22 protein-coding genes are annotated in these 25,512 nt (G+C 72.8%); 14 read left to right on the top strand and 8 right to left on the bottom strand.

The annotated features are described in order from the left end of the window. Positions 1-149 precede the first annotated feature (149 nt). Complete coding sequence (locus UWG_RS0120170) at positions 150-548, bottom strand: YunG family protein (protein WP_420235641.1); 399 nt, start codon at positions 546-548, stop codon at positions 150-152. Positions 549-1,135: 587 nt separating this feature from the next. Further along, positions 1,136-1,939, bottom strand: a complete 804-nt coding sequence (locus UWG_RS0120165; RefSeq protein WP_029391612.1) for an exodeoxyribonuclease III — start codon at positions 1,937-1,939, stop codon at positions 1,136-1,138. Positions 1,940-2,156: 217 nt separating this feature from the next. Here UWG_RS0120165 and UWG_RS0120160 point away from each other — a divergent pair, with 217 nt between their 5' ends. Then, positions 2,157-2,633 carry a GNAT family N-acetyltransferase gene (locus tag UWG_RS0120160; protein WP_016909011.1) on the top strand — a complete coding sequence of 159 codons (477 nt, stop codon included), beginning with the start codon at positions 2,157-2,159 and terminating at the stop codon, positions 2,631-2,633. Between the two features lie 65 nt (positions 2,634-2,698). On the opposite strand, the gene UWG_RS31790 is transcribed toward UWG_RS0120160, so the two are convergent. Continuing rightward, positions 2,699-3,451: an acyltransferase domain-containing protein gene (locus UWG_RS31790; RefSeq protein WP_016909010.1), complete on the bottom strand. Its 753-nt coding sequence runs from the start codon at positions 3,449-3,451 to the stop codon at positions 2,699-2,701. Between the two features lie 281 nt (positions 3,452-3,732). On the opposite strand from UWG_RS31790, the gene UWG_RS0120150 reads away from it, so the two are divergent. Beyond that, positions 3,733-5,112: a serine hydrolase domain-containing protein gene (locus UWG_RS0120150; protein WP_016909009.1), complete on the top strand. Its 1,380-nt coding sequence runs from the start codon at positions 3,733-3,735 to the stop codon at positions 5,110-5,112. A 54-nt stretch (positions 5,113-5,166) separates the two neighbouring features. Here UWG_RS0120150 and UWG_RS0120145 read toward each other — a convergent pair whose 3' ends face one another. Continuing rightward, positions 5,167-5,937, bottom strand: coding sequence for an SDR family NAD(P)-dependent oxidoreductase (locus UWG_RS0120145; protein ID WP_016909008.1), 771 nt, complete (start codon positions 5,935-5,937; stop codon positions 5,167-5,169). Between the two features lie 152 nt (positions 5,938-6,089). On the opposite strand from UWG_RS0120145, the gene UWG_RS0120140 reads away from it, so the two are divergent. Together UWG_RS0120140 and UWG_RS0120135 are read left to right on the top strand one after the other, a co-directional pair. Next, the gene (locus UWG_RS0120140; RefSeq protein ID WP_029391611.1) at positions 6,090-6,719 is read left to right on the top strand and encodes a TetR family transcriptional regulator; all 630 of its coding nucleotides are present in this window, start codon (positions 6,090-6,092) and stop codon (positions 6,717-6,719) included. A gap of 121 nt (positions 6,720-6,840) precedes the next feature. Further along, positions 6,841-7,641: an SAM-dependent methyltransferase gene (locus UWG_RS0120135; RefSeq protein ID WP_016909006.1), complete on the top strand. Its 801-nt coding sequence runs from the start codon at positions 6,841-6,843 to the stop codon at positions 7,639-7,641. Between the two features lie 6 nt (positions 7,642-7,647). On the opposite strand, the gene UWG_RS0120130 is transcribed toward UWG_RS0120135, so the two are convergent. Continuing rightward, positions 7,648-8,226, bottom strand: coding sequence for a DUF1349 domain-containing protein (locus UWG_RS0120130; protein ID WP_016909005.1), 579 nt, complete (start codon positions 8,224-8,226; stop codon positions 7,648-7,650). A 701-nt stretch (positions 8,227-8,927) separates the two neighbouring features. On the opposite strand from UWG_RS0120130, the gene UWG_RS0120125 reads away from it, so the two are divergent. The 6 genes from UWG_RS0120125 to UWG_RS0120100 are packed head-to-tail and all read left to right on the top strand — an operon-like array spanning position 8,928 to position 15,403. Next, entirely contained in the window at positions 8,928-10,247 is a 1,320-nt protein-coding gene (locus UWG_RS0120125) for an MFS transporter (RefSeq protein WP_033196264.1), read from the top strand. 9 nt (positions 10,248-10,256) lie between these two features. Further along, positions 10,257-10,982, top strand: coding sequence for a GntR family transcriptional regulator (locus tag UWG_RS0120120; RefSeq protein WP_016909003.1), 726 nt, complete (start codon positions 10,257-10,259; stop codon positions 10,980-10,982). Continuing rightward, positions 10,979-11,872 carry an isocitrate lyase/PEP mutase family protein gene (locus UWG_RS0120115; protein ID WP_016909002.1) on the top strand — a complete coding sequence of 298 codons (894 nt, stop codon included), beginning with the start codon at positions 10,979-10,981 and terminating at the stop codon, positions 11,870-11,872. Before UWG_RS0120120 ends, UWG_RS0120115 begins: the two co-directional genes overlap by 4 nt. Continuing rightward, positions 11,869-13,284: a dihydroorotase gene (locus UWG_RS30570; RefSeq protein ID WP_016909001.1), complete on the top strand. Its 1,416-nt coding sequence runs from the start codon at positions 11,869-11,871 to the stop codon at positions 13,282-13,284. Before UWG_RS0120115 ends, UWG_RS30570 begins: the two co-directional genes overlap by 4 nt. Beyond that, the gene (locus UWG_RS0120105; RefSeq protein WP_016909000.1) at positions 13,281-14,039 is read left to right on the top strand and encodes an isochorismatase family protein; all 759 of its coding nucleotides are present in this window, start codon (positions 13,281-13,283) and stop codon (positions 14,037-14,039) included. Before UWG_RS30570 ends, UWG_RS0120105 begins: the two co-directional genes overlap by 4 nt. After that, entirely contained in the window at positions 14,036-15,403 is a 1,368-nt protein-coding gene (locus UWG_RS0120100; RefSeq protein ID WP_016908999.1) for an FAD-dependent oxidoreductase, read from the top strand. Before UWG_RS0120105 ends, UWG_RS0120100 begins: the two co-directional genes overlap by 4 nt. Positions 15,404-15,611: 208 nt before the next feature. Here the strand turns inward: UWG_RS0120100 and UWG_RS30565 are convergent, their stop codons facing one another. Together UWG_RS30565 and UWG_RS0120090 are read right to left on the bottom strand one after the other, a co-directional pair. Next, positions 15,612-15,800, bottom strand: a complete 189-nt coding sequence (locus UWG_RS30565; protein ID WP_016908998.1) for a hypothetical protein — start codon at positions 15,798-15,800, stop codon at positions 15,612-15,614. Positions 15,801-15,965: 165 nt separating this feature from the next. Beyond that, positions 15,966-19,379, bottom strand: a complete 3,414-nt coding sequence (locus UWG_RS0120090) for a S41 family peptidase (protein ID WP_016908997.1) — start codon at positions 19,377-19,379, stop codon at positions 15,966-15,968. A 224-nt stretch (positions 19,380-19,603) separates the two neighbouring features. On the opposite strand from UWG_RS0120090, the gene UWG_RS0120085 reads away from it, so the two are divergent. Continuing rightward, complete coding sequence (locus tag UWG_RS0120085) at positions 19,604-21,907, top strand: MMPL family transporter (protein WP_016908996.1); 2,304 nt, start codon at positions 19,604-19,606, stop codon at positions 21,905-21,907. A gap of 52 nt (positions 21,908-21,959) precedes the next feature. On the opposite strand, the gene UWG_RS0120080 is transcribed toward UWG_RS0120085, so the two are convergent. Then, positions 21,960-22,382 carry an SsgA family sporulation/cell division regulator gene (locus UWG_RS0120080; RefSeq protein WP_016908995.1) on the bottom strand — a complete coding sequence of 141 codons (423 nt, stop codon included), beginning with the start codon at positions 22,380-22,382 and terminating at the stop codon, positions 21,960-21,962. 600 nt (positions 22,383-22,982) lie between these two features. On the opposite strand from UWG_RS0120080, the gene UWG_RS0120075 reads away from it, so the two are divergent. The 3 genes from UWG_RS0120075 to UWG_RS30560 form a co-directional block, all read left to right on the top strand. Continuing rightward, entirely contained in the window at positions 22,983-24,032 is a 1,050-nt protein-coding gene (locus UWG_RS0120075) for an energy-coupling factor ABC transporter permease (RefSeq protein ID WP_016908994.1), read from the top strand. A 3-nt stretch (positions 24,033-24,035) separates the two neighbouring features. After that, positions 24,036-24,791: a cobalt ECF transporter T component CbiQ gene (gene cbiQ, locus UWG_RS0120070; RefSeq protein WP_016908993.1), complete on the top strand. Its 756-nt coding sequence runs from the start codon at positions 24,036-24,038 to the stop codon at positions 24,789-24,791. Continuing rightward, a partial coding sequence (locus tag UWG_RS30560; protein ID WP_106429995.1) for an energy-coupling factor ABC transporter ATP-binding protein occupies positions 24,779-25,512 on the top strand: 734 nt, incomplete at its 3' end. The genes cbiQ and UWG_RS30560, both read left to right, overlap by 13 nt.

The following is a 25,512-nucleotide window of genomic DNA, read 5'->3' as shown; positions in this document are numbered from 1 at the left end:
CGGGCCGCCATGCTGCCAGCCGCCGATCCGGCATGCCACCCCGAATCCACGCCTGACGGCGGCGTTTCAAGTGCCGTCTGTCGACGGTCCTTTGATGGTCCTGGCACGCCTTGAAGGCGCCGCCCGCCAGTTGTTGCGCGCCGAGGCCTCTACCACGGTTCTTCCTTCTCGTCGGGGATTCCCAACTCCGCACACACGCGGCCGCGCAGCACTTCGTACTCCTTGCGGAGCCGCGCGCCCCGCACCGGTGGCCGGGGCACCGGCGCGCCCTCCGTCACGAGCTCCGCGGGTTCGAACTGCTCCCGTGTCAGGTCTATTTCGATACCGCCGGCGAGCCTGTTCCACCAGTGCATGTCCGTCCGCACGCCGTCCAGGTACACGTCTCCCACCATCAGCTCACCCCCGAAGAGATCGTTGACGACCATGGCGGTGACTCCGCACTGATCGCGGGCCGGGTTCTCCGCACTCCAACGCTCACGGAACTCCGGAGTGCAGGTGTCCGCGCCCCAACTGCGGCGCACCGCCGCCTCCACGTCGCTCAGCACCATCGTCATGGAGAAGAGCCTCGCACCCACCACTGACAATCGACCGGCGTCCGTCTTGGAAGGTACGAGCACGGGCCGTTCCCTGGGGGAGCGAGGCCCCGGCAGGAAGGGGGAAAGCGTGTGCCGAGCCGCTCGACTCCGGTCCTGTGCAACCGTCTTGGTCTGCGAAGATGTGTCCACGTCAGGAGTTATCCACAGGGGTCGCGGAGGAGTTGCGCCGGACGTACGGTCTCCCTCGTCGGAACTGATGACGGGGGACTGGAATGCGTACATCTGTGATCACCGGCTCGGCCGGGACGGGACCTCACGGCGGAGCTGGGCCCGACTGCCTTGCTGGGACATCAAGCCTGTTGTGGCAGACGGCGGTTCGGCTCTTTGCGCGGTCGTTCGGAAGCCGTAGGGAAAAGACTCGCGGGCCGTCGCGCCGTCCAGCGCCCGCCGGTCCGCGTCGCCCCGGGAGCGCTCGAGCGGCATCGGTCCAGCCGGAGCCGGGGAAGCGACGGCAGGAACCTGGCCGGCGCGCGGGTGCCGGAGCAAGGGCCACCGACTCCGCGGCCCGAAGGCGCCGTTGGCTCGCCTCGTCCCGGCGGTCAGTCCCCGAAGACCGTGGTCACGGGTGCGTGGTCGCTCCAGCGTTCCGCGTGCGTGGCCGCGCGCTCGACGTACGCCTTGACGGCGCGGTCGGCGAGGCCAGGGGTGGCCATGGCGTAGTCGATGCGCCATCCGGCGTCGTTGTCGAAAGCCCGTCCCCGGTAGGACCACCACGAGTAGGGACCGGCCTGGTCCGGGTGGAGCGCGCGGACGACGTCCGTGTATCCGCCCTCCTCCGGGTCGAGGACCCTGGAGAGCCAGGCACGCTCCTCCGGAAGGAAACCGGCGTTCTTGCGGTTGGCGCGCCAGTTCTTCAGGTCGGCCTCGGTGTGGGCGATGTTCCAGTCCCCGCAGACGAGTACCTCCCTCCCGTCGGCCGCCGCCCGCGTGCGCAGCTCGACGAGGTAGGGGAGGAAGGCGTCGAGGAAGCGCTCCTTCGCCTCCTGACGCTCGGTGCCGACCTCACCGGAGGGAAGGTAGAGGCTGGCCACGGTGAGACCGGGCAGGTCCGCCTCTATGTAGCGCCCCGCGTCCTCGAACTCCGGTGTGCCGAAGCCCACACGCACACGATCCGGCGCTCGGCGCGTGAGGAGGGCCACCCCCGCACGCCCCTTGGCAGCGGCGGGTGCGTAGAAAGCGTGCCAGCCCTCAGGCTCGCGGACGGCCGCCGAGAGCTGATCGGCCTCCGCGCGCACCTCCTGGAGGCAGACGGCGTCGGCGTCCGTGGCGGCCAGCCACTCGCCGTATCCCTTCTTCGCCGCGGCCCGGAGGCCGTTGACGTTCACCGTTGTCACCTTGTGCAAGACCTGCTCCCGAGTTCTCAGAGGGCGACGACCGAGCCTACGCGAGGCACGTGCTCCGGCTCCCGGCCACGTCCGGCCTGGACGGGCCGACGCACCGGCCACCGTGCGCCGTCCCTCGTTCCCCTGCGTACAGGCGTGGCCTTTCCCACACCGGAGGGACCGTGCGCTCCCGCCCACCGCGTACGGCTTGTGCCGGAGGGCGGCCTAGGATTCCTGGATGCGCATCGTTCCCGTACATTTCGACCACCCCGACGCGAGGAAGCTCAACGACGAAGTGCAGCTCGAGTACGCCGAGCGGTACGGCGACGAGGGGGACGTCACACCGCTCGACCCGTCGATGTTCACGCCGCCGCGCGGCCTCTATCTGCTCGCCTACGACGACGCGGAGATCCCGGTGGCCACCGGCGGCTGGCGCAGCCAGGAGCAGAACGAGGAGGGGTACACGGACGGCGACGCCGAGTTGAAGCGCATGTACGTGGTGCAAGCGGCCCGCGGGCAGGGCCTGGCCCGACGCATCCTCGCGGAGCTGGAGAGCGACGCCCGGGCCGCGGGGCGCAAGCGGATGGTGCTGGAGACGGGCACGATGCAGCCGGAGGCCATGTCGCTCTACACCTCCTCCGGATACGCACCGACGCAGAAGTTCGGCCTCTACCGCTTCGAGCCCCAGAGCAGGTGCTTCGCCAAGCAGCTCTGAGCCCTGCGCGCCGAATGGTCACGGCGCTGGCCCGGGGCGACCGGAGGTTGGGCCCCGGCCACACGTCACTCCTCTTCCCCGCGCACCCTCCGTGCCGCTCGAGCGATGCCGTCGGTCTCGACCGAAGTGGACACGACCGACGGTGCCTGCTTGGCAGCGAGTTCCACGAGGGCGCCGCCGGGCGGGAGTTCGACGAGGCGGTCGGCGCCGTTGCGGAGGAGGCAGTCGAGGATCTGCTCCCAGTCGCCGGGGTGCGCGGCGGAGTGGGCGAGGTCGTCGAAGACCGCCTGGGTGTCGCCCGTGACGGGGAGGTTCCGGGAGCCGCTGACGTAGGCGTACTCCTGCGGCCTGCGCACGACGGTGGCGAGGCGCTGCGCGAGGCGGACGGCCACGGTGGTTCGGGGCTCGTCGCCGTCGAGGAGGACGGCGCGGCGGCGCACGGTGTCCACGGCCTCTTCGAAGGTGAGCACGCCGGCGAGGACCGCGGCGGCGTAGCCGCCCACGTCGCGGCCGGCGAGCGCGCCGGGGCGTACGTCCTCGTCTTCGACGAGTGCCCGTGCGCCGGCGACCCCGGCGACGAGGACCGCGGTGTCGCGGGCGGCGCGGGACTCCTCCAGCGTGGCACCGGTGTCGAGTTCGGCGACGCCGACCACCTCCAGGAGACCGTCGCGCTCGGCGGTGCCGGGACGCTCCGCCGCCAGCCGGAGCGCCGTCTCGGCCTCGGCGAGCACGCCCGCCGAGGCCGCGGTGTCGGGCAGCCGGTGCAGCATTCCGGCGCGGTGCGAGCCCTGGCCGGGAAAGAGGAAGGCGATGCTCATGGGCTCAACTCTGGCGCCGAAGGTGCTGCGCACGCCAGTTGCCCCCGTGTCGGGCAGCCCGGCGGGCGGACGGGCGAGCGGCCGACAGCGGTCCGTGGAAGCCGCCTCCGCGCGACGCAGCACAGCGGGCCATCCAGCCGCGACAGGCCCCGGCAGCGGCCCACCCCCGACGCAACACGTCCGGCCCCGAACCGACGACTGGCACCCCAACCCTCCTCGCCGCCCACAGCCGTTGACGCACGTCCCCGGCCGGTGTCGGAGGGTGCTCGTAGGGTGGGCGCATGACCACCAGCGAAGCCCGGGAATCGCTCCTGCCCGCCACCGCCAGGGCCCTGCTCCACCGTGTCGCCGTCGCCCAGGCCGAGGGCAGGGCGCCCTCGTTCGTCGGGGGCCTGGTGCGTGAGGGTGCGCTGGTCTGGTCGGCGGGCCGCAGCGCCGACGAGAACGGGGTCCCCGACGCCGACACCCAGTACCGCATCGGCTCGCTCACCAAGATGTTCACGGCCGTCCTCGTCCTGCGCCTGCGCGAGGAGGGCCTGCTCGATCTCGCCGACCCCGTCGCGGCACACCTCCCGGAGGCCGCACCGGCCGGCAGCGCGACCGTCGCCCAACTCCTCGCGCACACCTCGGGCCTGGCCGCCGAGACGGGCGGTCCCTGGTGGGAGCGGACACCCGGCGAGGTACGCCCCCGTCTCGCGGACGTCTTCGGCGAGGAGCCCCTGCTCCACCCCGCAGGCCGCACCCACCACTATTCCAACCCCGGGTACGCGGTCCTCGGCGCCCTGGTGGCCCAGGTCCGAGGCACCACCTGGGAGCGGGCGCTCCGGCGGGAGATCCTCGACCCGCTCGGTATGGAGCGCACGACCACGGCCCCCCGGCCCCCGCACGCCGAGGGCTGGGCGGTCCATCCCTTCGCCGACGTCATGCAGCCCGAACCGGCCGTCGACACCGGCCTGATGGCCCCCGCAGGACAGCTGTGGTCGACGGCGGCCGACCTCGCCCGCTTCGCCGGCTTCCTTCTCCACGGGGACCCTCGCATCCTCCCCGTCGAGACGCTCCGCGAGATGCGTGCCCCGGCCTCGGGCCCCAACGACCCCGGCTGGTCCGCGGGTTACGGCCTCGGCTTCGGTCTGCTCCGCACCGGAGACCGCGTCCTCTTCGGCCACGGCGGCTCCATGCCCGGCTTCCTCGCCTCGCTGTGGGTGAGCGAGGAGGACGCTCTCGCCGGCATCGCCCTCGCCAACGCCACCTCGGGCCCGGCGACCGGCGACGTCGCCTGCGACCTGGTGCGCCTCACCCGCGAGCACGAGCCGCGCATCCCGGCGCCCTGGCGCCCGGCATCGGAAGCGGATCCCGAGCTCCTCGCGCTCACCGGAACCTGGTATTGGGGCACCCGCGCCCACACCCTGCGGGTCACCTCAGGGCGCAACCTGAGCCTCGCCGCCCTCGACGGAGGCGGCCGCGCCTCCCGTTTCCGCCCCGAGCCGGACGGCACCTGGCGCGGCCTCGACGGCTACTACGCAGGCGAGCGCCTGCGCCCCGTCACGGCGGCCGAGGGCACCCACCTCGACCTCGGCAGCTTCGTCTTCACCCGCGCCCCCTACGAGCCCAGCGGCGTGCTGCCGGGCGGCGCCGACCCGCGGGGCTGGAACGGCGCCTGACCTTCCCAACGGCCTCGCGAAGGAACCGAGTTCGGGTCACTCGGGCGCCCGCGCTCAGACGGCCGCCCAGCCGTTGTCGACGGGAAGGACGACGCCGTTGATGTTGCTCGCGGCGTCCGAGGCGAGGAAGACGATCGCTTCGGCCTGCTCCTCGGCCTGAGCCGTGCGCGAGCCCATGTTCACCATGTACGAGCCGACGACGCCGGGACCGTGCGCACCCTGCTGAGCGTCGACGGAGATACCCGTGACGGTGCCGCCGGGCGCGATCGCGTTGGCACGGATGCCCTTGTCCCTGTACATCACGGCGAGGGACTTGGTCAGTCCGGCGACCCCGTGCTTGGAAGCGGTGTAGGCCGCGCCGGCCGCGCTGCCGCGGAAGCTCGCCTCGGAGGCCGTGGCGACGACGGCGCCCCCGCCCGCTTCGATCATGTGGGGAACGACCGCGCGCGCGAGCATGAACGGCGCGGTGAGGTTGATCCGCAGCACCCGCTCCCACTCGGCGTCGTCGGTGTCGGCGGCAGCGGACATGCGGTCCATGATGCCGGCGTTGTTGACGAGCACGTCGATGCGCCCGAACTCGCGGAGCGCGGTGGCGGTCACCTCGTCGACGGTCTCCTGAAGGCTGAGGTCGCCGACGACCGCGTGCGCCGTCCCACCGGCGTCCCGCACCTCGCCGACGACGCGGTGTGCGCTCTCCTCGGCGAGCTCGGCGACGAGGATCTTCGCGCCCCGCTCGGCGAACTTCAGCGCGGCCGCCCTCCCGATGCCGGATCCGGCGCCGGTGACGATGACGCTGCGACCCTCGAAGTCGCGGTTGCTGCTCATGAGGGGCTCCCTTGCCTCGCTCGGTTCCCGGGCGGTACCCGAGTCCCGTCCGTGCGGCCGACCGTACAACTTATTGGCAGTGAGTGCCACAACGGCATGAGACGCCGAGAATCGAAGCCGGAGACAAGGACACCGGACATAAGGTGGCCGCCATGGCTGAGAAGAGGACGAGCAGCGGCCGGACGGGAAGGCCGCCGCTGAGCGAGAGACGCAAAGCGGCGACGCGTGTGGAGATCGCACAGGAGGCGGTCCGCCTCTTCACCGCCAAGGGCGTCGCCGCCACCTCGGGCGAGGAGATCGCAGCGGCGTCCGGAGTCTCCACCCGGACCCTGTGGCGCTACTTCCCCGCCAAGGAGCAGTGCGTACGCCCCCTGTTGACGGTGGCCCTCGACATCATGGCCGAGGTCCTCCGCCGATGGCCGGCCGACCGCCCGCTCCGCGACGCGATCGGCGGCGAGGGGTGGCCGGAGGCCCACGACCCGGGCGACAGCCGGACGTTGCGCGACCTCGTCCGGCTCACCAGGGACGAGCCGGGGCTGCGCGCCGTGTGGCTCGAAGTCCACTTCGCCGCCGAGGCGGTCTTCGCCGAGATCCTCGCCGAGCGCTCCCGTGCGCGGCAGCCGGACCCGCTCGCCCTCAAGGTGCAGGCGGTGATGCTCAACGGCGCCCTCCGCGTCGCCGTCGAGGACTGGGCCTGGCGCGCCGAGGAGTCGTCGGAGCTGAGCGGGGACGAGTCCGTGCGCCGCGCCCTGCGCCTAGCCGCCTCGAACCTGCCGCTCTGAGCGCCGCCGAACTCCCCTGACGGAAAGGCCCGTTCGGCCCGCACGCGCCGGACCTCCCCGGGCAGACTGCTGGGGCCGGTGGCAGAAGGCCGCCGCGCGAACGTATCGAGGAGGGCCGCCGATGGCAGCTTCAGAAGCCGAGGGCAAGCCGTTGATCGACGAGACCGTGCCGCACTCCGCGCGGATATGGAACTACTGGCTCGGCGGCAAGGACAACTACGCCGTCGACCGCCAGGCCGGCGACGAGTACCGCAGAGCCTTCCCCGGCGTCGACGAACTCGCCCGCCAGGCCCGCCACTTCCTCGTCCGCACCATCCGCTACCTGGCGGAGGACGCGGGCGTGCGGCAGTTCCTCGACGTCGGTACCGGGCTTCCCACCGTGGACAACACCCACGAGGTCGCGCAGCGGATCGCGCCCGGGGCCCGGGTCGTCTACGTCGACAACGACCCGCTCGTCCTCGCCCACGCGCACGCGCTGCTCACCAGCACCCCCGAGGGCGTCACCCAGTACGTCGACGCCGATCTCCTCGACCCCGACGCCGTGTTGGCGAAGGCGAGCGAAACGCTCGACCTCACGCGCCCCGTCGGACTGATCCTCAGCGGCGTGCTCGGGCACGTCTCCTCGCACGAGGAGGCGGTCCGCGTCGTCCGCACACTCGTCGCCGCGCTTCCGCCGGGCAGCTACCTCTCCCTCCACGACGCCACCGACGAGGACGCGGGCGCCAACGAGGCGGCCGACGGCTACGCCGAGACCGGCGCCGTGCCGTACCTCCTGCGCACCCGCGAGGAGATCGCCGCCTTCTTCGACGGCCTCGAGGCCGTCCCGCCGGGGCTCGTACCGATCACCCAGTGGCACCCGGAGCACCCGGGCGGCGCGGCGGCCGAGACGACGGGCTTCGGCGGTGTGGCGCTGAAGAGGTAACCCCGCTCAGGGCGACCGGAAGCGCACCCCGCTGAACTCGGCGGCGAACCCCGCCCCCGTCGGCGAGGCGACCATGGGGCCTACGCTGCACTCGGTCCCGGGCGGGAAGTACGCCTGCCGGAGGAGGGTGCGGGGTTCGCCGCCGGCGAGCCCGAAGCGGACCTCGACGGTGGCGCCCTCGCGGGCGACCGCGATCGTCAACGGCCCGCCGTTCTCCCGGAGTCGGGAGAGCGGAACGGCGCTGCGGTCGGAGGACACCCGGGTGACGACGGCGCCGAGCTGCTCCACCCCGTCGACGTACTCGATGCCGGCCTTCACCCAGTGGTGCGCACCGCACCACAGCAGCAACCCCGCCTGGTCGTACTGCTCGCGGTAGGCGCCCGTGACGACGGCGCGTATCGCGAACCGCAGCGGCGCGGGACGCAGCAGGGCGTGCCCCGTGGTGCGTTGCCCGCGGCCGGAAGGGAAGTCGGTGCCCGGGTCGGCGACGACGCGGACGCGGCCGGCGGTGACGGACGCTTCCCGGGGCGGGTTGAGCCACGTCCAGTCGTCGTACCCGAAGCACGCGAGAGTCTGCTGGGGCATGGTCGGCCTCCCGGGTCCGGCTGGCGGGGTCCGACGGGCTCCGCTGCCGTCACCGTACGCCCGAGGCGCGGTCGAGCAGCCTTGCGTTTAAGGGGACTTGACCGGGCGCGCGGCGTCGGCCTGTGAGAGGGTGCGCGCGCCGGGGCTGCGGCTCGGTCACCGCGGCCCCGGTGCGTCCTCTTGGAGCGGGTCATGAGGTGCCGGGTCAGTGCGGAATCCCGTCGCGGGCGTCTTGTCCGTAGCAGCTCGGCGCGGACGGACAGTGCCTGGTGGCGTTGGAGGTCTCCCCAGGTGTGCGCGTGCGCCAGCGAGTCAGAAGGCGACTCACTGCACGTCAAACGTGCTTGTTTGCAACGTACTTGACGAGGCATCGGGTACCTCGCCAGCGGCCCGGAGCGGCGCGCGGGCACCGGTCTCCACTCGCGCGCCGCGAATGGCCGGACCCCGCCGTACGGGCTCCGACGAGCCCGACTCCCGCTGTATCCCCTGGTCAACACTGCGTGAGGTTCCTGAGAACTGTTGACAGTTTTCAGTTCTACGCCCGAAGGTGATCCCCAACGCCGCACGATGTGCAGGTCCCGGGAAGTCGCCGGGCGGTTGGGCGGCATGGCACCACGTGACTTACCTGTCGACCCCGCTCGGGGCGCGACGCATCGACGCTTGCGGTCCGCGACCGCGGCCGTGCACGTAGGAGGAGAAGCATGGCGGCCGAAACTCTCCACTCAGCTCCACCGACCCGCCCGGCGAACCCCCGGGTGGTGGCAGCAGGCGCCGTCGGATCGATCGTCGAGTACTTCGACTTCGGCGTCTACGGCTACGTGGCCACCATCCTCGCCACCCACTTCTTCGTCAGCGGGGACGACACCGCCGGCCTGCTGGCGACGCTCGCCACCTTCGCCGTCGCCTTCGCGCTCCGCCCCGTCGGAGGCGTCGTCTTCGGCCACATCGGCGACCGCTACGGCCGCAAGAACGCCCTCGCGGCAACGGTCGTGCTGATGGCCGGGGCATCCGGGCTCATCGGCGTGCTCCCGACCTACGCGGCGATCGGCGTCGGGGCCACCGCGGTCCTGGTCCTCGCGCGCTGCCTCCAGGGGATCGCGGCCGGCGGCGAACTCGGCGGCGCCGCGTCCTTCGTCGCCGAGCACTCTCCCCCGGAGCGACGGGGCCTCTACTGCTCCACGACCCAGACGGGGGCGCTCGTGGGCGCGCTGCTCGCCGCGCTGTGTGTCTCGCTCCTCAACTCCACCCTGGGCGCCGGCGCGATGGAGGACTGGGGGTGGCGCGTCCCGTTCCTCATCGCGATACCGCTCGGCGTCGTGGGCCTCCTGATCAGGGCCAAGCTCTCGGACACCCCCTCGTTCAAGGAGGCCGAGGAGGCCGGCGAGACCGGTAAGGCCGGCGAGCAGGCCCGCGCCCCGTTCGCCGAGGCGCTCCGCACCCACCGCGGCCCGCTCCTGCTCTGCGTGGGCCTGTCGATCCTGCTCTTCTCCGCGTACTACGTCTTCTACGTCTACACCAACATCCACCTCCAGACGGTCGTCGGACTCTCGGCGAACGTCGCCTTCTGGTCCACCTCCGCGACCCTCGCCGTCTCGGCGGCCTGCATGCCGCTCTTCGGCGCACTCAGCGACCGGGTCGGACGCCGCCCGGTCCTCATCGGCGCCTCCGTCGCGGCGATACTGCTCCCGCTCCCCGGGTTCATGCTCTTCGAGGCGGGAACGGGCTGGGCGGTGCTCTCGCACATCGTGATGGGCCTCATCGACTCCGCGCTGATGGGCGTAGCCCTCTCCACCTTCGCCGAGATGTTCCCGACGCGAATCCGCTACACCGGTATCGCCCTCGGCTTCAACCTCGGCAGCGCCGTCGCCGGCGGCACCTCGCCGTACCTCTGCACGTGGCTCGTCGACGTGACGGGGTCCGCTCTCGCTCCCGCATGGTTCGTCATCGCCACCGCACTGATCACACTGGTCGCTGCGGTCAAGTTGAAGGAGACCGTCGGTGCAGAACTGTCGGGGAGTTGAGGAGCTGCCATGTCCGGAGCCGACCAGAAGCGGGCGCTGCCGAGGAACACCTACTCGAAGGCGACGGAGGACGTCCTGCGCGACATGATCCTCAACGGGGACATCGAGCCGGGGGAACGGCTCAACGAGGTCGCCCTCGCCTCGGAGTTGGAGATCAGCCGCGGACCTCTCCGGGAGGCGGTCAGACGCCTCACGGGAGAGGGCCTGCTCACGGCCGTCAGCCACCGGGGCGCGTTCGTGCGGACCTTCTCCCGGAGGGAGATAGTCGAACTCTACGAGCTGCGCAGCGCGTTGGAGCTGCACGCCGTACGCCTGGTCTGCACCCGCGCGTCGGACGAGGAGCTCGACGCTGCGGACGCGATGCTCTCCGACACCCAGAGCCGCATCAGCGCGGCCGAAGCCCCCGGCTACCCCCAGGAACTCGACTTCCATCTGCGGCTCGTGGAGCTGACGCACAACAGGGCTCTCCACCGTGCGGCGGTGGAGGTGCACAGGCAGCTCTCGCTCGCGCGGTCGATGTCGGCCAAGCGCCCGACGCGTGCACGTGCGGCCGTCGTCGAGCACAGCGACCTCGTGGCCGTCCTGCGCGCGCGTGAGGTCGACCGGGCCACGGCGCTCATGACCCGCCACCTGGACCACTCCATGGAAAGTGCCATAGCCGCCCTCGGCCTGCCCGGGGACGGCGAGGGGCCGCATGGAGAAACCCCCATCCCACTGGAGCAATCACCATCATGAATGCGACGACCAGGCTGAGGCAGCTGCTCGACTCGGACTCCGCCGGGGCGCCCCTGATCCTTCCGGGGGCGCCGAACGCCCTCACTGCGCGCGTCGTCGAGGAAGCCGGCTTCGAGGCCGTCTACGTCTCGGGCGCCGGAGTCACCAACACCCAGCTCGGCGCGCCCGATCTCGGCCTGCTCAGCCTGCCCGAACTGGCCTACCAGGTGGCGGCGATCGCCGACGCGGTCGCCCTTCCGCTGGTCGTCGACGCCGACACCGGGTTCGGCAACGCCCTCAACGTGCAGCGCACCGTCCGCACGCTGGAGCGTGCCGGTGCAGCGGCCGTCCAGATCGAGGACCAGGTGAGCCCGAAGAAGTGCGGCCACTTCAGCGGGAAGGAGATCATCAGCCAGTCCGAGATGGTCGGCAAGATCCACGCGGCGGTGGAGGCCCGCACCGACGAGGACTTGGTGATCGTCGCGCGTACCGACGCGCGCGCCGTCGACGGCCTCGGCGCCGCCTGCGACCGGGCCGCCGCCTATGCGGAGGCCGGGGCCGACCTCCTCTTCGTCGAGGCGCCTACGAGCCGCGAGGAGATGCGCGAGATCACCCGCCGGGTCCCCGGCAAGCACGTCGCCAACATGGTCGAGGGCGGCCTGACCCCGCTGCTGCCCGCCGAAGAACTCCGCGAGGCGGGCTTCTCCGTCGCCCTCTACGCCAACGCCGCCATGCGCGGCGCCGTGCGCGGGATGCGCACCGTCCTCGACCACCTGCGGGAGCGCGGGGACACCCGCGAGGCGGCCGACCTCATGATCAGTTGGAAGGAACGCCAAGAGCTGGTGCGCAAGCCTCAGTTCGACGCACTCGACCGGCGGTACGCAGCCGCCGGCCCGAAGGAGGCACGATGACCACGCACGACTACGACCTCCGGCTGCGGGGCGGCCGCGTCTTCCTCCACGACACCGGGCTCACCGACGCAGACCTCCTCGTCCGCGACGGGCGGATAGCCGGGATAGTCGACCGCGACGTCCCCGCCGAGGCGGCCGAGACCGTCGACCTGCGCGGCGCGACCGTCCTGCCGGGCGCGATCGACCCGCATGTCCACCTCGGCAAGGACATCCGCGTCCCCAGGGACCGCGAGGACGCCGAGCGCGAGACCGCCTCGGCCGTCGCCGGCGGCGTCACCAGCATGCTCGTCTACCTGATGAGCTCGGAACCCTACGAGCAGGTGCACCGCGCTGCGCGCGAGGCGATGGAGTCAGGTGCCCACACGGACTTCGGCTTCCACTTCGTGCTCGGCACCGACGACCACGTCAGGGCCGTCCCCGCCTACGTGCGCGAACTCGGCGTCGCGAGCTTCAAGTTCTTCATGAACTTCCGCGGCGACGAGGGCGCCTACCTCGGTATGCCGGGCAACGACGACGGGTTCATGTACGACCTGCTGGGAACCACCGCCGACGCCGGGGCGATGGTCAACCCGCACCCCGAGAACATCGAGATCGTCTGGCGCCTGCGCGAGCGCCCGCGCGACGAGTCCCAAGGGGCCCTGCATGCCTGGCACTTGTCGCGCCCGCCGCTCGTGGAGGCCGAGGCCGAGCAGCGCGTCGCCTACCTCGCAGCCGCCACCGGCGCCTCGGCCTACGCGGTGCACACCTCCAGCGCGGCCGGGCTGGACGCGATGCGGATGCAGCGCAGCGCGTACCCGAACCTCTTCGTCGAGACCTGCACCCATTACCTGACGCTCACCACGGCCGCGGAGTGCGGTACGTACGGCAAGGTCAACCCGCCGCTGCGGCCGCGCGAGGACCAGGAGGCGCTCTGGGCCGGCATCGCCGACGGCAGCGTCGACACCGTGGGGTCCGACCACAACTCCCGCCACCGCTCGTTCAAGGAGAAGGACATCTGGTCCGCCTCGGCGGGCTTCCCCGGCACGGGAGTTCTGCTTCCGCTGACGCTCGGCGAGGGCCTGCGCAGGGGCGTGCCGCTGGCACGCCTCGTCGATGCCACCAGCACGAGGTCGGCGAAGCTCTTCGGTCTCTACCCGCGCAAGGGCACCATCCGGGTCGGGTCCGACGCCGACCTCGTCGTCGTCGACCTCGAAGGCGAGACGGCCATCACCGCGGAGCGGCAGCACTCGGCGGCCGAGTACACCCCGTGGGAGGGGACGACCGCCCCTGCACGGATCGTCCACACCCTCGTCAGGGGCCACTTCGCGGTGCGCGACGGGAAGCTCGACACCGAGCGGCCGCAGGGGGCCTACCTGCACAGGGAGCACAGCGGCGCGGCGGCCCTAGCCGCAGTCGAGAAGGAGGAACTGTGACGTCACGACCCGACGCTTTTCCGGCCGGTGGCACCGGCAGGCCGTGGGAGGCGGGTGGCGCGGGGGCCATCGACGAGTCGACGCGGCGGCGCTACGCCCGGGCCGGCTTCGGCCACCCGGCCGGCCTCGGCACGCGTCCCGCCCTGCTCATCATCGACGTGCAGTACCGCACCGTCGGAACCCGGCCGATGCCCTTCGACGAGGCCGTGGAGGAGTTCACCACGAGCTGCGGCGAGGTGGGCTGGGACGCCGTCGGCAACATCGGTGCCCTCCTCGGGTTCTTCCGCGAGGCCGGCTGGCCGGTGCTCTACCCCCACGTCGCGCCGAAGCGCAGCTACGACGCCGGGCGCCTCGGCGCCAAGGTCCCCGGGATCATGGACATACCCGAGCGGGGCTACGACTTCGTGGCGGAGGTCGCGCCGGCCGAGGACGACGTACTGCTGCCGAAGCGGCACCCGAGCGCCTTCTTCGGCACGCCGCTCACCAGCTACCTCGTCGAGGCGGGGGTGGACACCCTCGTCGTCACGGGCTGCACCACCTCTGGCTGCGTCCGCTCAAGCGTCGCCGACGCCTTCTCGCTCAACTTCCGTGTCGCCGTGCCCAACGACGCGGTCTACGACCGCAGTCCCGTCGTCCACGAGGTGAACCTCTTCGACATGGCGCAGAAGTACGCGGACGTCGTCTCGACCGCCGAGCTCCTGCCGCGCCTCGCGGCCGTCCGCAACGAGCAGCAGCAGACAGGGGGTTCGCGATGAGTACCGATGTCGACGTCGTCGTCGTCGGAGCCGGGGGTGGTGGCCTGACCGCCGCCCTCGCGGCCGCGGAGAACGGCGCCAGTGTGGCCCTGCTCGAGAAGCTGGAGCGGGGCGGCGGCAACACCTTCGTCTCCACCGGCTCCATCCCCGCCGCCGGTACCCGCTACCAGCGCGAGGCCGGGATCGAGGACGACCCCGGCCGGATGGCGGCCGACCTGCTGCGGCAGAGCGGCGCACACGAGGCGGAGCACCTGGTGCGGCTGCTCGCCGGGGAGTCCGCGGGCCTGGTGGAGTGGCTCGTCGAGGAGCACGGGGTCGACCTGCGCCTCATCACCGACTACAAGCACGTCGGGCACAGCGTCCAGCGGCTGCACGCACCGCCGGACCGGCGCGGGGAGAGCCTGGTCCGGGATCTCACGGCGGCAGCGAAGCGGCTGGACGTGGAGGTCACGGTGGGCAACCCGGTGGCCGGTCTGGTCGTCGAGGACGGCCGTGTCGTCGGGGCTAGGATCGAGGGGGAGCGCTGCGGCAGCTACGACCTGCGTGCGCACGCCGTCGTCCTCGCCGCCAACGGGTTCGCCAACAACAAGGAGATGGTCGCGCGCTGGATACCCGAGAGCACGGCGGCCCAGTACTTCGGCGCGGAGGGCTCGACGGGCGAAGCCCTCACATGGGCAGACCGGTTGGGAGCCCGGTTCCTCAACATGGGCGCCTATCAGGGGTACGCGGCCGTGGCCGACCCGCACGGTTCGATCGTCAGCTGGACGACGGTCGAGAAGGGCGGTTTCCTCCTCGCCCCCGACGGTTCGCGGATGGGGAACGAGACCGTCGGGTACTCGGGGTTCGCCGCCGTCGTCGTCGCCGCCTCCGCCGAGCAGAGCTGGGTCGTCTTCGACACGCGTATACGTGACTTCGTCGCAGGGAACGAGCCGGAGTTCGCGGAGCTGGTGGAGATCGGCGGGGTGCGGGTCTCCGACACCGCCGAGGGCCTGGCCTCGGCCATCGGCTGCGACGCGGAGCGTGTCGCCCGCGCCCTGGAGGATCAGCAGGCCGCCGCTTCAGCGGGTACCGCCGACTCCGTGGGGCGAACCGGGTTCCCCATGGGCCCGCTGCGTGCTCCCTACTGCGCCGTCCGCTCGGTGCCCGCGCTCTTCCACACCCAGGGCGGCGTCGATGTCGACGCGCACGCGCGGGTGGCCAGGGAGGACGGCACCACCGTCCCGGGTTTGTACGCCGTGGGCGGAGTGACGGGCGGCCTCTCCGGGAGTTCCGGAGGGCGGGGCTACTCCTCGGGCAACGGCCTGCTCTCCGCCGTGGGCCTCGGCAGGCTCGCGGGCCGTGCTGCCGCGCGCGCACAGGATTGAGCCGGCGCGCGTCCGCCGTGGTGGGGAGCCTCTTCCGCACCGTCGGCCCGGAACGTGTCCCGCGGTGAGTCGGGGAGACCGCACCACGACGCCGGGACCAAACGGTCCCGGCGCGGGTCCCGCCCGCCGACTGCGGTCGGGCGAAGGGATGTTGACCGGTCGGTGACGGGCGGGTGCGGGCGGTGCCGGGCGACGGGCGCCCGGAGTGTCACTCGTCGTTGCCGCCGCGCATCTTCTTGTCGCCCTTGCCGGACTCGTGGCTCCTGCTTTCGCGGGAGCCCTTTTCCTTGGCCTCCTGGCCGGTGTCCTTGGCGCGGTCCCCTCCCTCGTTCATCTTGCCCTTCGCCTTCTTCTGCATTTCCTCGGCCTTGCCCTTGAACTGGTCTGCGATGCCCATCGTCACTCCTCGACGCTGACGGCGTGGGGTGGCCCCTTCGGCAGGGGGCACGGGCTGCTCTGGCCCATATGTGCGTTATATCCGTAACCCACCTTTTTCAGCGTGGCACGGACCACACCAACGCGCCAATTTGCGCTGTGTGTTCGCTCCCGCACCGTGTGTCCGTCACGTGCGGGGCGGCAGCGGTGGCCTGCCCCGGTCCGGTACGTCGCGGTAGTCGGGCGGTACGGCGGCGGGGTGCCGCTCCAGCAGCTCCAGGGCCGTCCGCACGGCGGCCTCCAGCTCCGACGGGCGGCCCTCGGCCCAGTCGACGGGTGTGCGGACCACCTCGATGTCGGGATCGACACCGTGGTTCTCGACCGACCACCCGTAGCCCTCGAACCACGCCGCGTTCATCGGCACCGTGATCACCGTGCCGTCGCCGAGCCGGTGCCGCCCGGTGATCCCGACGACGCCGCCCCACGTCCGCGCGCCGACCACGGGCCCGAGACCGAGCAGCCGGAACGCCGCCGTGATCATGTCGCCGTCGGAGGACGTCGCCTCGTCCGCGAGCGCGACGAGCGGACCGCGCGGGGCGTTCGTCGTGTACGAGACCGGCTGTGCGTCGCGCGTCAGGTCCCAGCCGAGCACCGAGCGCGTCAGCTTCTCCAGCACCAGTTCGCTGATGTTGCCGCCGGCGTTGCCCCGCACGTCGATGAGGAGCGCGGGCCGCGAGATCTCCATCCGCAGGTCCCGGTTGAACTGCGCCCAGCCCGAGCCGCCGAGGTCGGGGATGTGCAGGTAGCCGCACTTGCCCCCGCTGAGCGCCCGCACCTTCTCGCGCCGCCGGGCGATCCAGTCCTGGTAGCGCAACTGCCGCTCGTCGACGAGGGGGACGACGGCGACGCGGTGCAGCCGCGGCTCCCCGCCGTCCGGATCGTCCTGCGCACAGGTGAGTTCGACGGTGGTGCCGCCGGCCGCCGCGAGGAGCGGCGCGGGCCCGGCCACCGGATCGACCTTCCGCGCGTCGACGGCGACGATCGACTCGCCCTCGCGCACGGCCGTCCCCGCGAGCGGTGAACGTGCCCGGGAATCCGAGGAGTTGCCCGGCAGGATGCGCTCGATCCGCCAGCGGCCCTCCACCGTGCGTACGGCGTCGACGCCGAGGAAGCCGAGCGGGCGACGGTAGTGCGGCGGCCCCTCGCTGCGGCGCGAAGGCGCCACGTAGGCGTGCGAGGTGCCGAGCTCGCCGAGGACCTCGCGGAGCAGGTCGGCGAACTCGTCGGGCGTGGCGACGCGTTCGACGAGCGGGCGGTACTGCGCGAGTACCGCGTCCCAGTCGACGCCGCTCATTCCCGGGTCCCAGAAGTACGCGCGGATCAACCGTCCCGCCTCCGCGTACGACTGCCGCCACTCCGCGGCCGGGTCGACGTCGTGGAGGATGCGCCGCAGGTCGATGCGGGTCGTCGAGTCGGCGTCCGCGCTCTCGTCCGCGGGGACGGCGCGCAGCTCGCCCTCGTCGCTCACCACGAGGCGCGTACCGTCGCCGCTCACCGCGAACCAGTCGACGTCGCCCGTGAGTTCGGTGCGGCGCGCGGTGGCGAGGTCGAAGTGCTCGAGCGTGGGGCGTCCCGAGGTGTCGGCCGGGTTGGCGAAGGTCTCGCCGAGCGCCCCCGAGATCGGGTACCGCAGCCACACGAGCCCTCCGCCGGCCACGGGATGGAGCCCCGCGTACTTCGACGCCGTCACGGGGAACGGCGTCACCCTGCTCTCCAGCCCCTCGGCCTCGACGAGCACGGTCGGCGTCCCTTCGGCGGCGTCGGGACCGCCGAGCTCCTGCGGGTCGAGACCGCCCGCGGCGGGCCGTCCCTGCGGGGTGAGCGCGAAGGGGGAGAGCGTCGCGGAGGAGAGCGGTACGAGGTAGGGGCGGCAGCCGAGGGGGAAGGAGAGGTCGCCCGTGTGCACGTCGTAGACGGGGTCGAAGCCGCGCCAGGAGAGGAAGGCGAGGTAGCGGCCGTCGCGCGTGAAGACGGGCTGCTCGTCCTCGAACCTGCCGTCCGTGACGTCGAGTACGGTCCGCGCGCTCTTGCGCGCGCCGTCCTCGCCGGCCGCCAGGCACGCCAGCTTGATCTGGCTGAGGGAGCGTCCGATGCCGGGGTGCGCCCAGGCGAGCCAGCGGGAGTCGGGGGAGAAGGCGAGGTCGCCCAGGGGTCCGTTGAGCGACCTGATGAGCTCGGAGACGCTGCCGCTGCCGTCCTCGTCGCGCACGTCGACGAGGAGGAGCCGCCCGTCGTGCGAGGCGACGGCGACGGTCCCGCCGTCGGGGGAGGCGCTCAACTCCCGTACGCGCCCGAGCTGTCCGGCCGCCAGCCGGCGCGGTGCGCGCGGCCGGGAGGCGCGCGGAAGGTCGGCGATCTCCAGCGCGTCCTCGCCCTCCGCGTCGGTGGCATAGACCACCCGGCCGGTGTCGCCGAGCACCGCGGGCAGCCGGACGCGGACTCCGCGGGTGTCGGCGAGCGCGCGCGCCGGGCCGTCGCGATGGGTGAGCCAGTACAGGCTGCCGCGGACGCAGACGGCGCTCGCGCGGCCTGTGGTGTCGACGGTGAGCGAGTCCAGGTTCGCCGAGGCCGGTACCTGGTGGGGGCGGCGTCCCGTCCGCGGGCCGCCGAGGCGGAGTTCGAGGCGGTGGGGGCTGCCCGAGGGCGAGAAGTCGTCGACGAGCCAGAGCTCTCCCGCGCACTGGTAGACGACGCGGGTGCCGTCGGTGGCGGCGTTCCTGGCGTAGAAGTCGTCGTGGTCGGTGTGGCGGCGCAGGTCCGTGCCGTCCTGGCGGCAGCTGTAGAGGTTGGCGATCCCCTCGTGGTCGGAGAGGAAGGCCACCCGCGTCTCGTCGCCCGGCGGCGTGACGAACATCGCCGAGTCGAGGTGGCCGACGAGGTCGGCGAGGAGCTGCCTGCCCTGGAGCCACAGCCGTCCCGTCGCCCCGCCGCGGTAGCGCTTCCACGCGGCGGGCTCGTGCGGCGGCTTCCCCGTGAGCAGCAGCGTCCGCCGCTCCGTTTCCGCCCCCGTGACGGCGATCTCCGAGACGGGGCCCCACGGGAGGCGCAGCCCCGGGTGGGAGTCGGCCGCCGGTTGGTCCGGGTCGGAGATCGGGACGCGGTAGGCCCAGGCGTGGTAGGAGAACGGCTCTCCGTGCGAGGCCACGGCGAGGACGTCCCCCTCGGGGGTCCAGCCGCAGACGCGGGTGTCGACGGCGCCCCAGTACGTCAGCCGGCGCGTCGGCCCGCCGGCGGCGGGGACGAGGTGGACCTCGGGGTCGAGGCTCCGCCAGGAGACGAAGGCGAGCGTCGAGCCGTCGGGCGAGAACCGCGGGTGGCTCAGGCGGGTGCGGTCGCTGGTGAGTCGCCAGGCCCGCTCGGTGCGGTGCGATCCGGGCGGCAGGTGCGCGACCCAGAGGTCGTCCTCCGTGGTGCAGCAGAGGAGTTCGCCGCTGAGGTGGGGGTGGCGCAGGTAGGCGTCCGGTGCGGGGGGCGGTGGTTCGGCTGCGCCGTGCCCGTCGGGCGGCGCACCGGGCGGGCGCGGGTCTGTCACCTCTCCCATGGTCCGGGCGTTCGCCCGCCCGGCAAGTTGTGACGTGGCGTGTGTCACGGCGATTCGGCTCAACCCCCTTTCTGGGAGGCGGCGTCTTTTGGCATGGACTGCCACGCTCCGCGCCCGCGTCGGCGCGTGGTGTCCATGCCCGCGCCGTACGCAGACGGTGGGCGCGCCCGGCCCGCGCAGCCGTCGACCCGTCGCCCGACCACGAGAGACCGGAGAACCAGACCGTGGCCACCTTCCTCTACCGGCTGGGCCGCCTCGCCTTCCGGCGCCGCCGCAGCTTCGCCCTCGTCTGGGTCGCGCTGCTCGCCGCCGTGGGCATAGCGGCCTCGTCCGCGTCCAGCCCGCCCGACGACGACTTCGCGCTCCCCGGCACGGAGGCGCAGCAAGCCTTCGACGTGATGGAGGAGCGGTTCCCCGACGCCAACGCGGAAGGCGCGACCGCGCGCATGGTCTTCCGCGCCCCCGACGGCGAGAAGATCACCGCGACCGATCACCGCGCGGCCGTCCGCGAGGTCGTCGGCGAACTCGGCGGCGAAGACCAGGCCGCCATGGCCTCCGACCCGTACGCGCAGGGCGGTGCAGGCGTCAGCAAGGACGGCTCGACCGCGTACTCCTCGGTGACGTACGAGGTCGGCGCCATGGACATCACCGACGAGACCAGGGAGTCGATCGAGTCCGCGGCCCAGCAGGGCAGGGACGCGGGGCTCGAGGTGGAGACCGGTGGTGACGCGCTCTTCGCCGAGCCCGACATGGGCAACGGCGAGATCTTCGGCATCGTCGTCGCCGCGATCGTCCTGATCCTCACCTTCGGTTCGCTGATCGCGGCCGGGCTGCCGCTGGTGACCGCCCTCATCGGCGTCGGCATCGGCGTCTCCGGCATCGCCGCGCTCGGCGCCACGCTCGGACTCTCCGCGACGACGAGCACCCTCGCGATGATGATCGGCCTCGCCGTCGGCATCGACTACGCACTCTTCATCGCCTCCCGGTACCGCGCCGAACTCGCCGAGGGCCGCGAGCGCGAGGACGCCGCGGGACGGGCCGTGGGTACCGCGGGCTCGGCCGTCGTCTTCGCCGGGCTCACGGTGGTGATCGCGCTCGTCGGCCTCTCCGTCGTCAACATCCCGATGCTCACGAAGATGGGCCTCGCGGCGGCCGCGACGGTGGTCATCGCCGTCCTTGTCGCGATCACGCTGGTGCCCGCCGCGCTCGGGATGGTCGGCAAGCGGATCTTCGGACGCAAGATCCGCGCCGCCAACCCCGAGACGGGCGCCCCCGCGCCCGACCCCGCGGGCAAGCCCAACGGGGGCACGCGCTGGGCCGCGCTCGTCCGCCGCCGTCCGTGGGCGGTGCTGGTGACGGCCGTCCTCGGACTCGGTGCCCTCGCGGTGCCCGTCGGGAGCATGGAGCTCGGGCTGCCCGACGAGGGCAACCAGCCGACCGACACCACTCAGCGCAAGGCGTACGACATGCTCTCCGAGGGCTTCGGCCCCGGGTTCAACGGCCCGCTCCTCCTCGTCGTCGACACCAGGGGCAGCGAGGACGCGCAGGGCGCGGCGAAGCAGGTGGGCGAGGAGCTCTCCAAGGTCGACGGGGTCGTCACGGTCGCCCCGCCGATGTTCAACAAGTCCGGTGACACGGCGACGATCAGCGCCGTCCCCGCCTCGGGCCCGAGCGACACGCAGACCGAGGAGGTCGTCCACGACATCCGCGACCGTGCGGGGGACATCGAGGAGAACACCGGCGCCAAGGTGCTCGTCTCCGGCGCGACGGCCGTGGCGATCGACTTCTCGCAGGTGATGAACGACGCGCTGGCGCCGTACCTCGCGCTCGTCGTCGGGCTCGCCTTCGTGCTGCTGATGCTCGTCTTCCGGTCGGTCCTCGTGCCGCTCAAGGCCGCGCTCGGCTTCCTGCTCTCGGTGCTCGCCGCGCTCGGGACCGTCGTCGCCGTCTTCCAGTGGGGCTGGCTCGCCGACCTCGTGGGCGTGGAGCAGACGGGGCCGATCATGAGCGTGATGCCGATCATCATGGTCGGCGTGATCTTCGGTCTCGCGATGGACTACGAGGTCTTCCTCGTGACGCGGATGCGCGAGGCGTACGTACACGGCGAGAGCCCGGGCGAGGCGATCACCTCCGGGTTCAAGCTCGGTGCCCGTGTGGTCACCGCGGCGGCCGTCATCATGATCAGCGTCTTCGCCGGGTTCATCGGAGCCTCGGAAGCCATGATCAAGATGATGGGCTTCGGGCTCGCTGTCGCGATCCTGCTCGACGCGTTCGTCGTCCGCATGGCGCTGGTGCCGGCGGTGCTCACGCTCCTCGGCCACCGCGCCTGGTGGCTGCCGCGCTGGCTCGACCGCGTCCTGCCCAACGTCGACGTCGAGGGCGAGAAGCTCAACAAGGCGCTCACCGACGGCGGCGGAGGCAGCGGTCCCGAGGGCCCCGGAGGCCCGCAGGGCGGCTCCGGACCGTCCGACGGAGGCCCGGGCGACGACGTCCCCGACAGGCGCGCTCCGGAACCCACCGGCGTCTGACACCTCCGGCCCGGGCCCGCGCGGGCCCGGGCCGGTTCGCGCGGGCGGTGGCTCACACCTCGCGCAGGAGCTCGGCGAGCCCGGCGTCGAGATCGATCCCGCGCTGCTCCTCGCCGCGGGGGACGAGGGCGTAGGTGGTGTCGAGGAAGCGGCGGAGGTCCGTGCTGCCGAACCGTACGACGGCGGCGCCCTCGGGCGTGTGGAGTTCGACGACGGTGCGGTGCACCTGCCACGGCCACACGTGCACGTCGCCGTCGCCCGACGGGTGGCAGAGCCCCTCCTCCAGCAGCTCGCGGGAGAAGGCCCAGCAGACCTCGCCGCCGTCGAGCGCGATGTGCGGCGGGAAGACGAGGCGCACGGCGAACGGGTCGGCGCTGTCGTAGCGCAGGGCAGCGGTGAGGCTGCGGGTCGCCGGAGGTTCGGCGATCAGCCGGGCCCGTACGGTGTGTTCGACGACTCGGGATGCGGGTGACATCTGCTCCTCCTTACGGGCACCGGTACCGGTCGGTGCAGGCGCCCTACGCCCCTGCGTCGGTGTGCGCGGGGGCCCGCTGAGAGGGACGCCGCACGAACCCCGGCAGTCTCCTGGAACCGCCGTGACCTCTGCCACACCCTCGTCCGCGGCTGCCCGGCCGCGGGCGACGGCAGCGGCGTGCGCCGGTTCCGCCACGGTGCCGAGGTGCCCGGGGCACCGGCCGACCGCGTCGGGGGTAAGCCTGTTGCGCCCCGTTTCCGTCAGGGCTCGCTGACGGTCCTCGGCGGTCCGCCGCGTAACCCCGTTGCACACCACCGCACCCCACTGTGCCCGTGTTGCGGCTCCCCGTCGATGGCGCCGCGCGGCTCGTCGGTGGCGTCCGGCCGGCGCGGCGGGCGCACGCTCCAAGGCGGCGGAGCCGACGCCCAGTTGGGGTGCGCGGGGGGTGCGCCCTCCCGGCGCGCGGGGAACCACGCACCTCCGGCACTCTTGCGAAGTATTTGCAACTGGCTATTCTCCACAAGTGGCCGCCGTCCGAGGCTTCCGGCCCAACTCGGCGGCGCAGCAGCCCAGTCGAGCACCACGGAGTGGAGGGCAGCCGTGCACGTCCCCGACGGTTTCATCGACGCACCCGTCTCCCTGGCCGCGGGGGCCGTCGCCGCCGCGGCCGTCGCCGTGTCGCTCCGCGGCGCCCGCCGCGAGCTCGGGAACGGCCCGCAGCAGGCACCGGGGGCCGACCGGACGGCTCCGCTCGCCGGCCTCGTCGCCGCGTTCCTCTTCGCCGTCCAGATGCTCAACTTCCCCGTGGCGGCGGGCACCAGCGGCCACCTGCTCGGCGGTGCGCTCGCCGCGGTGCTCGTCGGGCCGTACACCGGCGTGCTCTGCGTCACAGTGGTCCTTCTCCTCCAGGCGTTCCTCTTCGCCGACGGCGGGCTCACCGCGCTCGGTGTCAACATCCTCACGATGGCGGTCGTCACCGTCGTCGTCTCGTACGCCGTCTTCCGCCTCCTCCAGCGGGTGCTGCCGCGCGGGCGCGCCTCGGTCACCGGCGGCGCCTTCGCCGCCGCGCTGGTCTCGGTGCCGGCCGCCGCCGTCGCCTTCACCGGCATCTACGCGCTCGGCGGCACCGCCGACGTCCCCCTCGGCAAGGTCTTCGCCGCCATGACGGGCGTGCACGTACTCATCGGCCTCGGCGAGGCCGCCATCACCGCCGCCACCGTCGGCGCCGTCCTCGCCGTGCGCCCCGACCTCGTCCACGCGGCGCAGGGGCTCAACACCCCGCTCGAACTGCGTACTTCGCCCGCGCCCGACGCAGCCCCCGCGCCCCGCAGGCCCGTCCGCCGCCTGTGGGCCGCGGGGCTGCTCCTCGCGCTCGTCCTCGGCGGCGGGGTGAGCTTCTACGCCTCAGCCGAGCCGGACGGCCTGGAGAAGGTCGCCGCCGACAACGGCATCGACGAGCAGGAGAAAGCGCACGCCACCGAGGGCTCACCGCTCGCCGACTACGCGGTCTCCGGCATCGCCGGTGCCCGCCTCTCGGGCGGCCTCGCGGGGGTCGTCGGCGTCGGTGCGACCCTCGCCGCCGGCACCGGCGCCTTCCTCGCGGTGCGCCGCAGCAGGGCGGCGGGCCGCGCGGCCGACGAGCGGAGCTGACCGATGGGCGCGGGCCCCGCCGACACTCTCCACCTGCCGGGCGGTTCGCCGGTGCACCGGCTGCCGCCACAGTGCAAGATCGCGGCCGTCTGCTGCTTCGTGATGCTCGTCGTCGCCACCCCGCGGGAGGCGTTCCCCGCCTTCGCCGCGTACGCGCTGCTCCTCGCCTGCGTCGCCGCCGCCGGACGCGTCCCGCCCCGGCACCTGCTGAAGCGGATGCTGATCGAGGTGCCGTTCGTCGCCTTCGCGGTGCTGCTGCCCTTCGTCGCCGAGGGGCCGCGCACCGAGGTGCTCGGCCTCTCCGTCGAGGGGCTGTGGGGCGCCTGGAACATCCTCGCGAAGGGCACGCTCGGCGTCGCGGCCTCCGTGCTCCTCGCCTCCACCACGCAACTGCGGTCCCTGCTGCGGGGCTTGGAGCGCCTCCGCCTGCCGCCGCTGCTCGTGCAGATCGCCTCCTTCATGCTCCGGTACGCGGACGTCCTCGCGGGCGAGCTCCACCGCATGCGGCTCGCCCGCCTCTCCCGCGGCTTCGACGCGCGCGGCCCCCGCCACTGGGGCGTGCTGGCGAAGACCGCGGGCGCCCTCTTCATCCGCTGCTACGAGCGGGGCGAGCGCGTCCACCTCGCCATGCTCAGCCGCGGAGGGACCGGCACGATGCCGCGCTCCGACGAAGAGGCCGCCACCCGCGCCGAGTGGGCGACCGCGGCCTGCCTCCCGCTCCTCGCACTCCTCGTCTGCCTCGGAGGATGGACACTGTGACCGACCCACCGCCCGACCGCGAGCTCTCCCTGGAGGTCTCCGGCCTCGCCTACGCCTACCCCGACGGCCACCAGGCGCTCTTCGGCGTCGACCTCACCGTCGAGCGGGGCAGCCGCGTCGCGCTGCTCGGCCCGAACGGCGCCGGCAAGACCACCCTCGTCCACCACCTCAACGGGCTGCTCGCGCCGGGCGCGGGGACGGTGAGCGTCGCCGGGCTGCCCGTCACGGGGGAGCACCTCAGGGAGGTGCGGCGCCGCGTCGGGCTCGTCTTCCAGGACCCGGACGACCAGCTCTTCATGCCGACCGTCCGCGAGGACGTCGCCTTCGGCCCCTCCTGCGCCGGGCTGCGCGGGGAGGAGCTGGCGTCCCGTGTGGCGGAGGCGCTCCGCCAGGTCGGCATGGAGGCGCACGCCGACCGCGCGCCGCACCACCTCTCCTTCGGGCAGCGTCGCCGGGTCGCGGTCGCCACCGTCCTCGCGAGCCACCCGGAGATCCTCGTCCTCGACGAGCCCTCGTCCAACCTCGATCCCGCGGCGCGGAGCGAACTCGCCGCGATCCTCCGCGCGTTGCGCGTACCCGACGCGGACGGCCGCGCCCGGCGGCCCACGGTGCTGATGGTCACCCACGACCTGCCGTACGCGCTGGAGCTCTGCCCGCGTTCGGTGGTCCTCAGCGGCGGGGTTATCGTGGCCGACGGCGGTACCCAGGACCTGCTCGGCGA

Origin of the sequence: Streptomyces xiaopingdaonensis (assembly GCF_000262345.1) — a bacterium.
Classification (GTDB): domain Bacteria; phylum Actinomycetota; class Actinomycetes; order Streptomycetales; family Streptomycetaceae; genus Streptomyces; species Streptomyces xiaopingdaonensis.
This window is presented reverse-complemented; position numbering and strand designations above follow the sequence as displayed.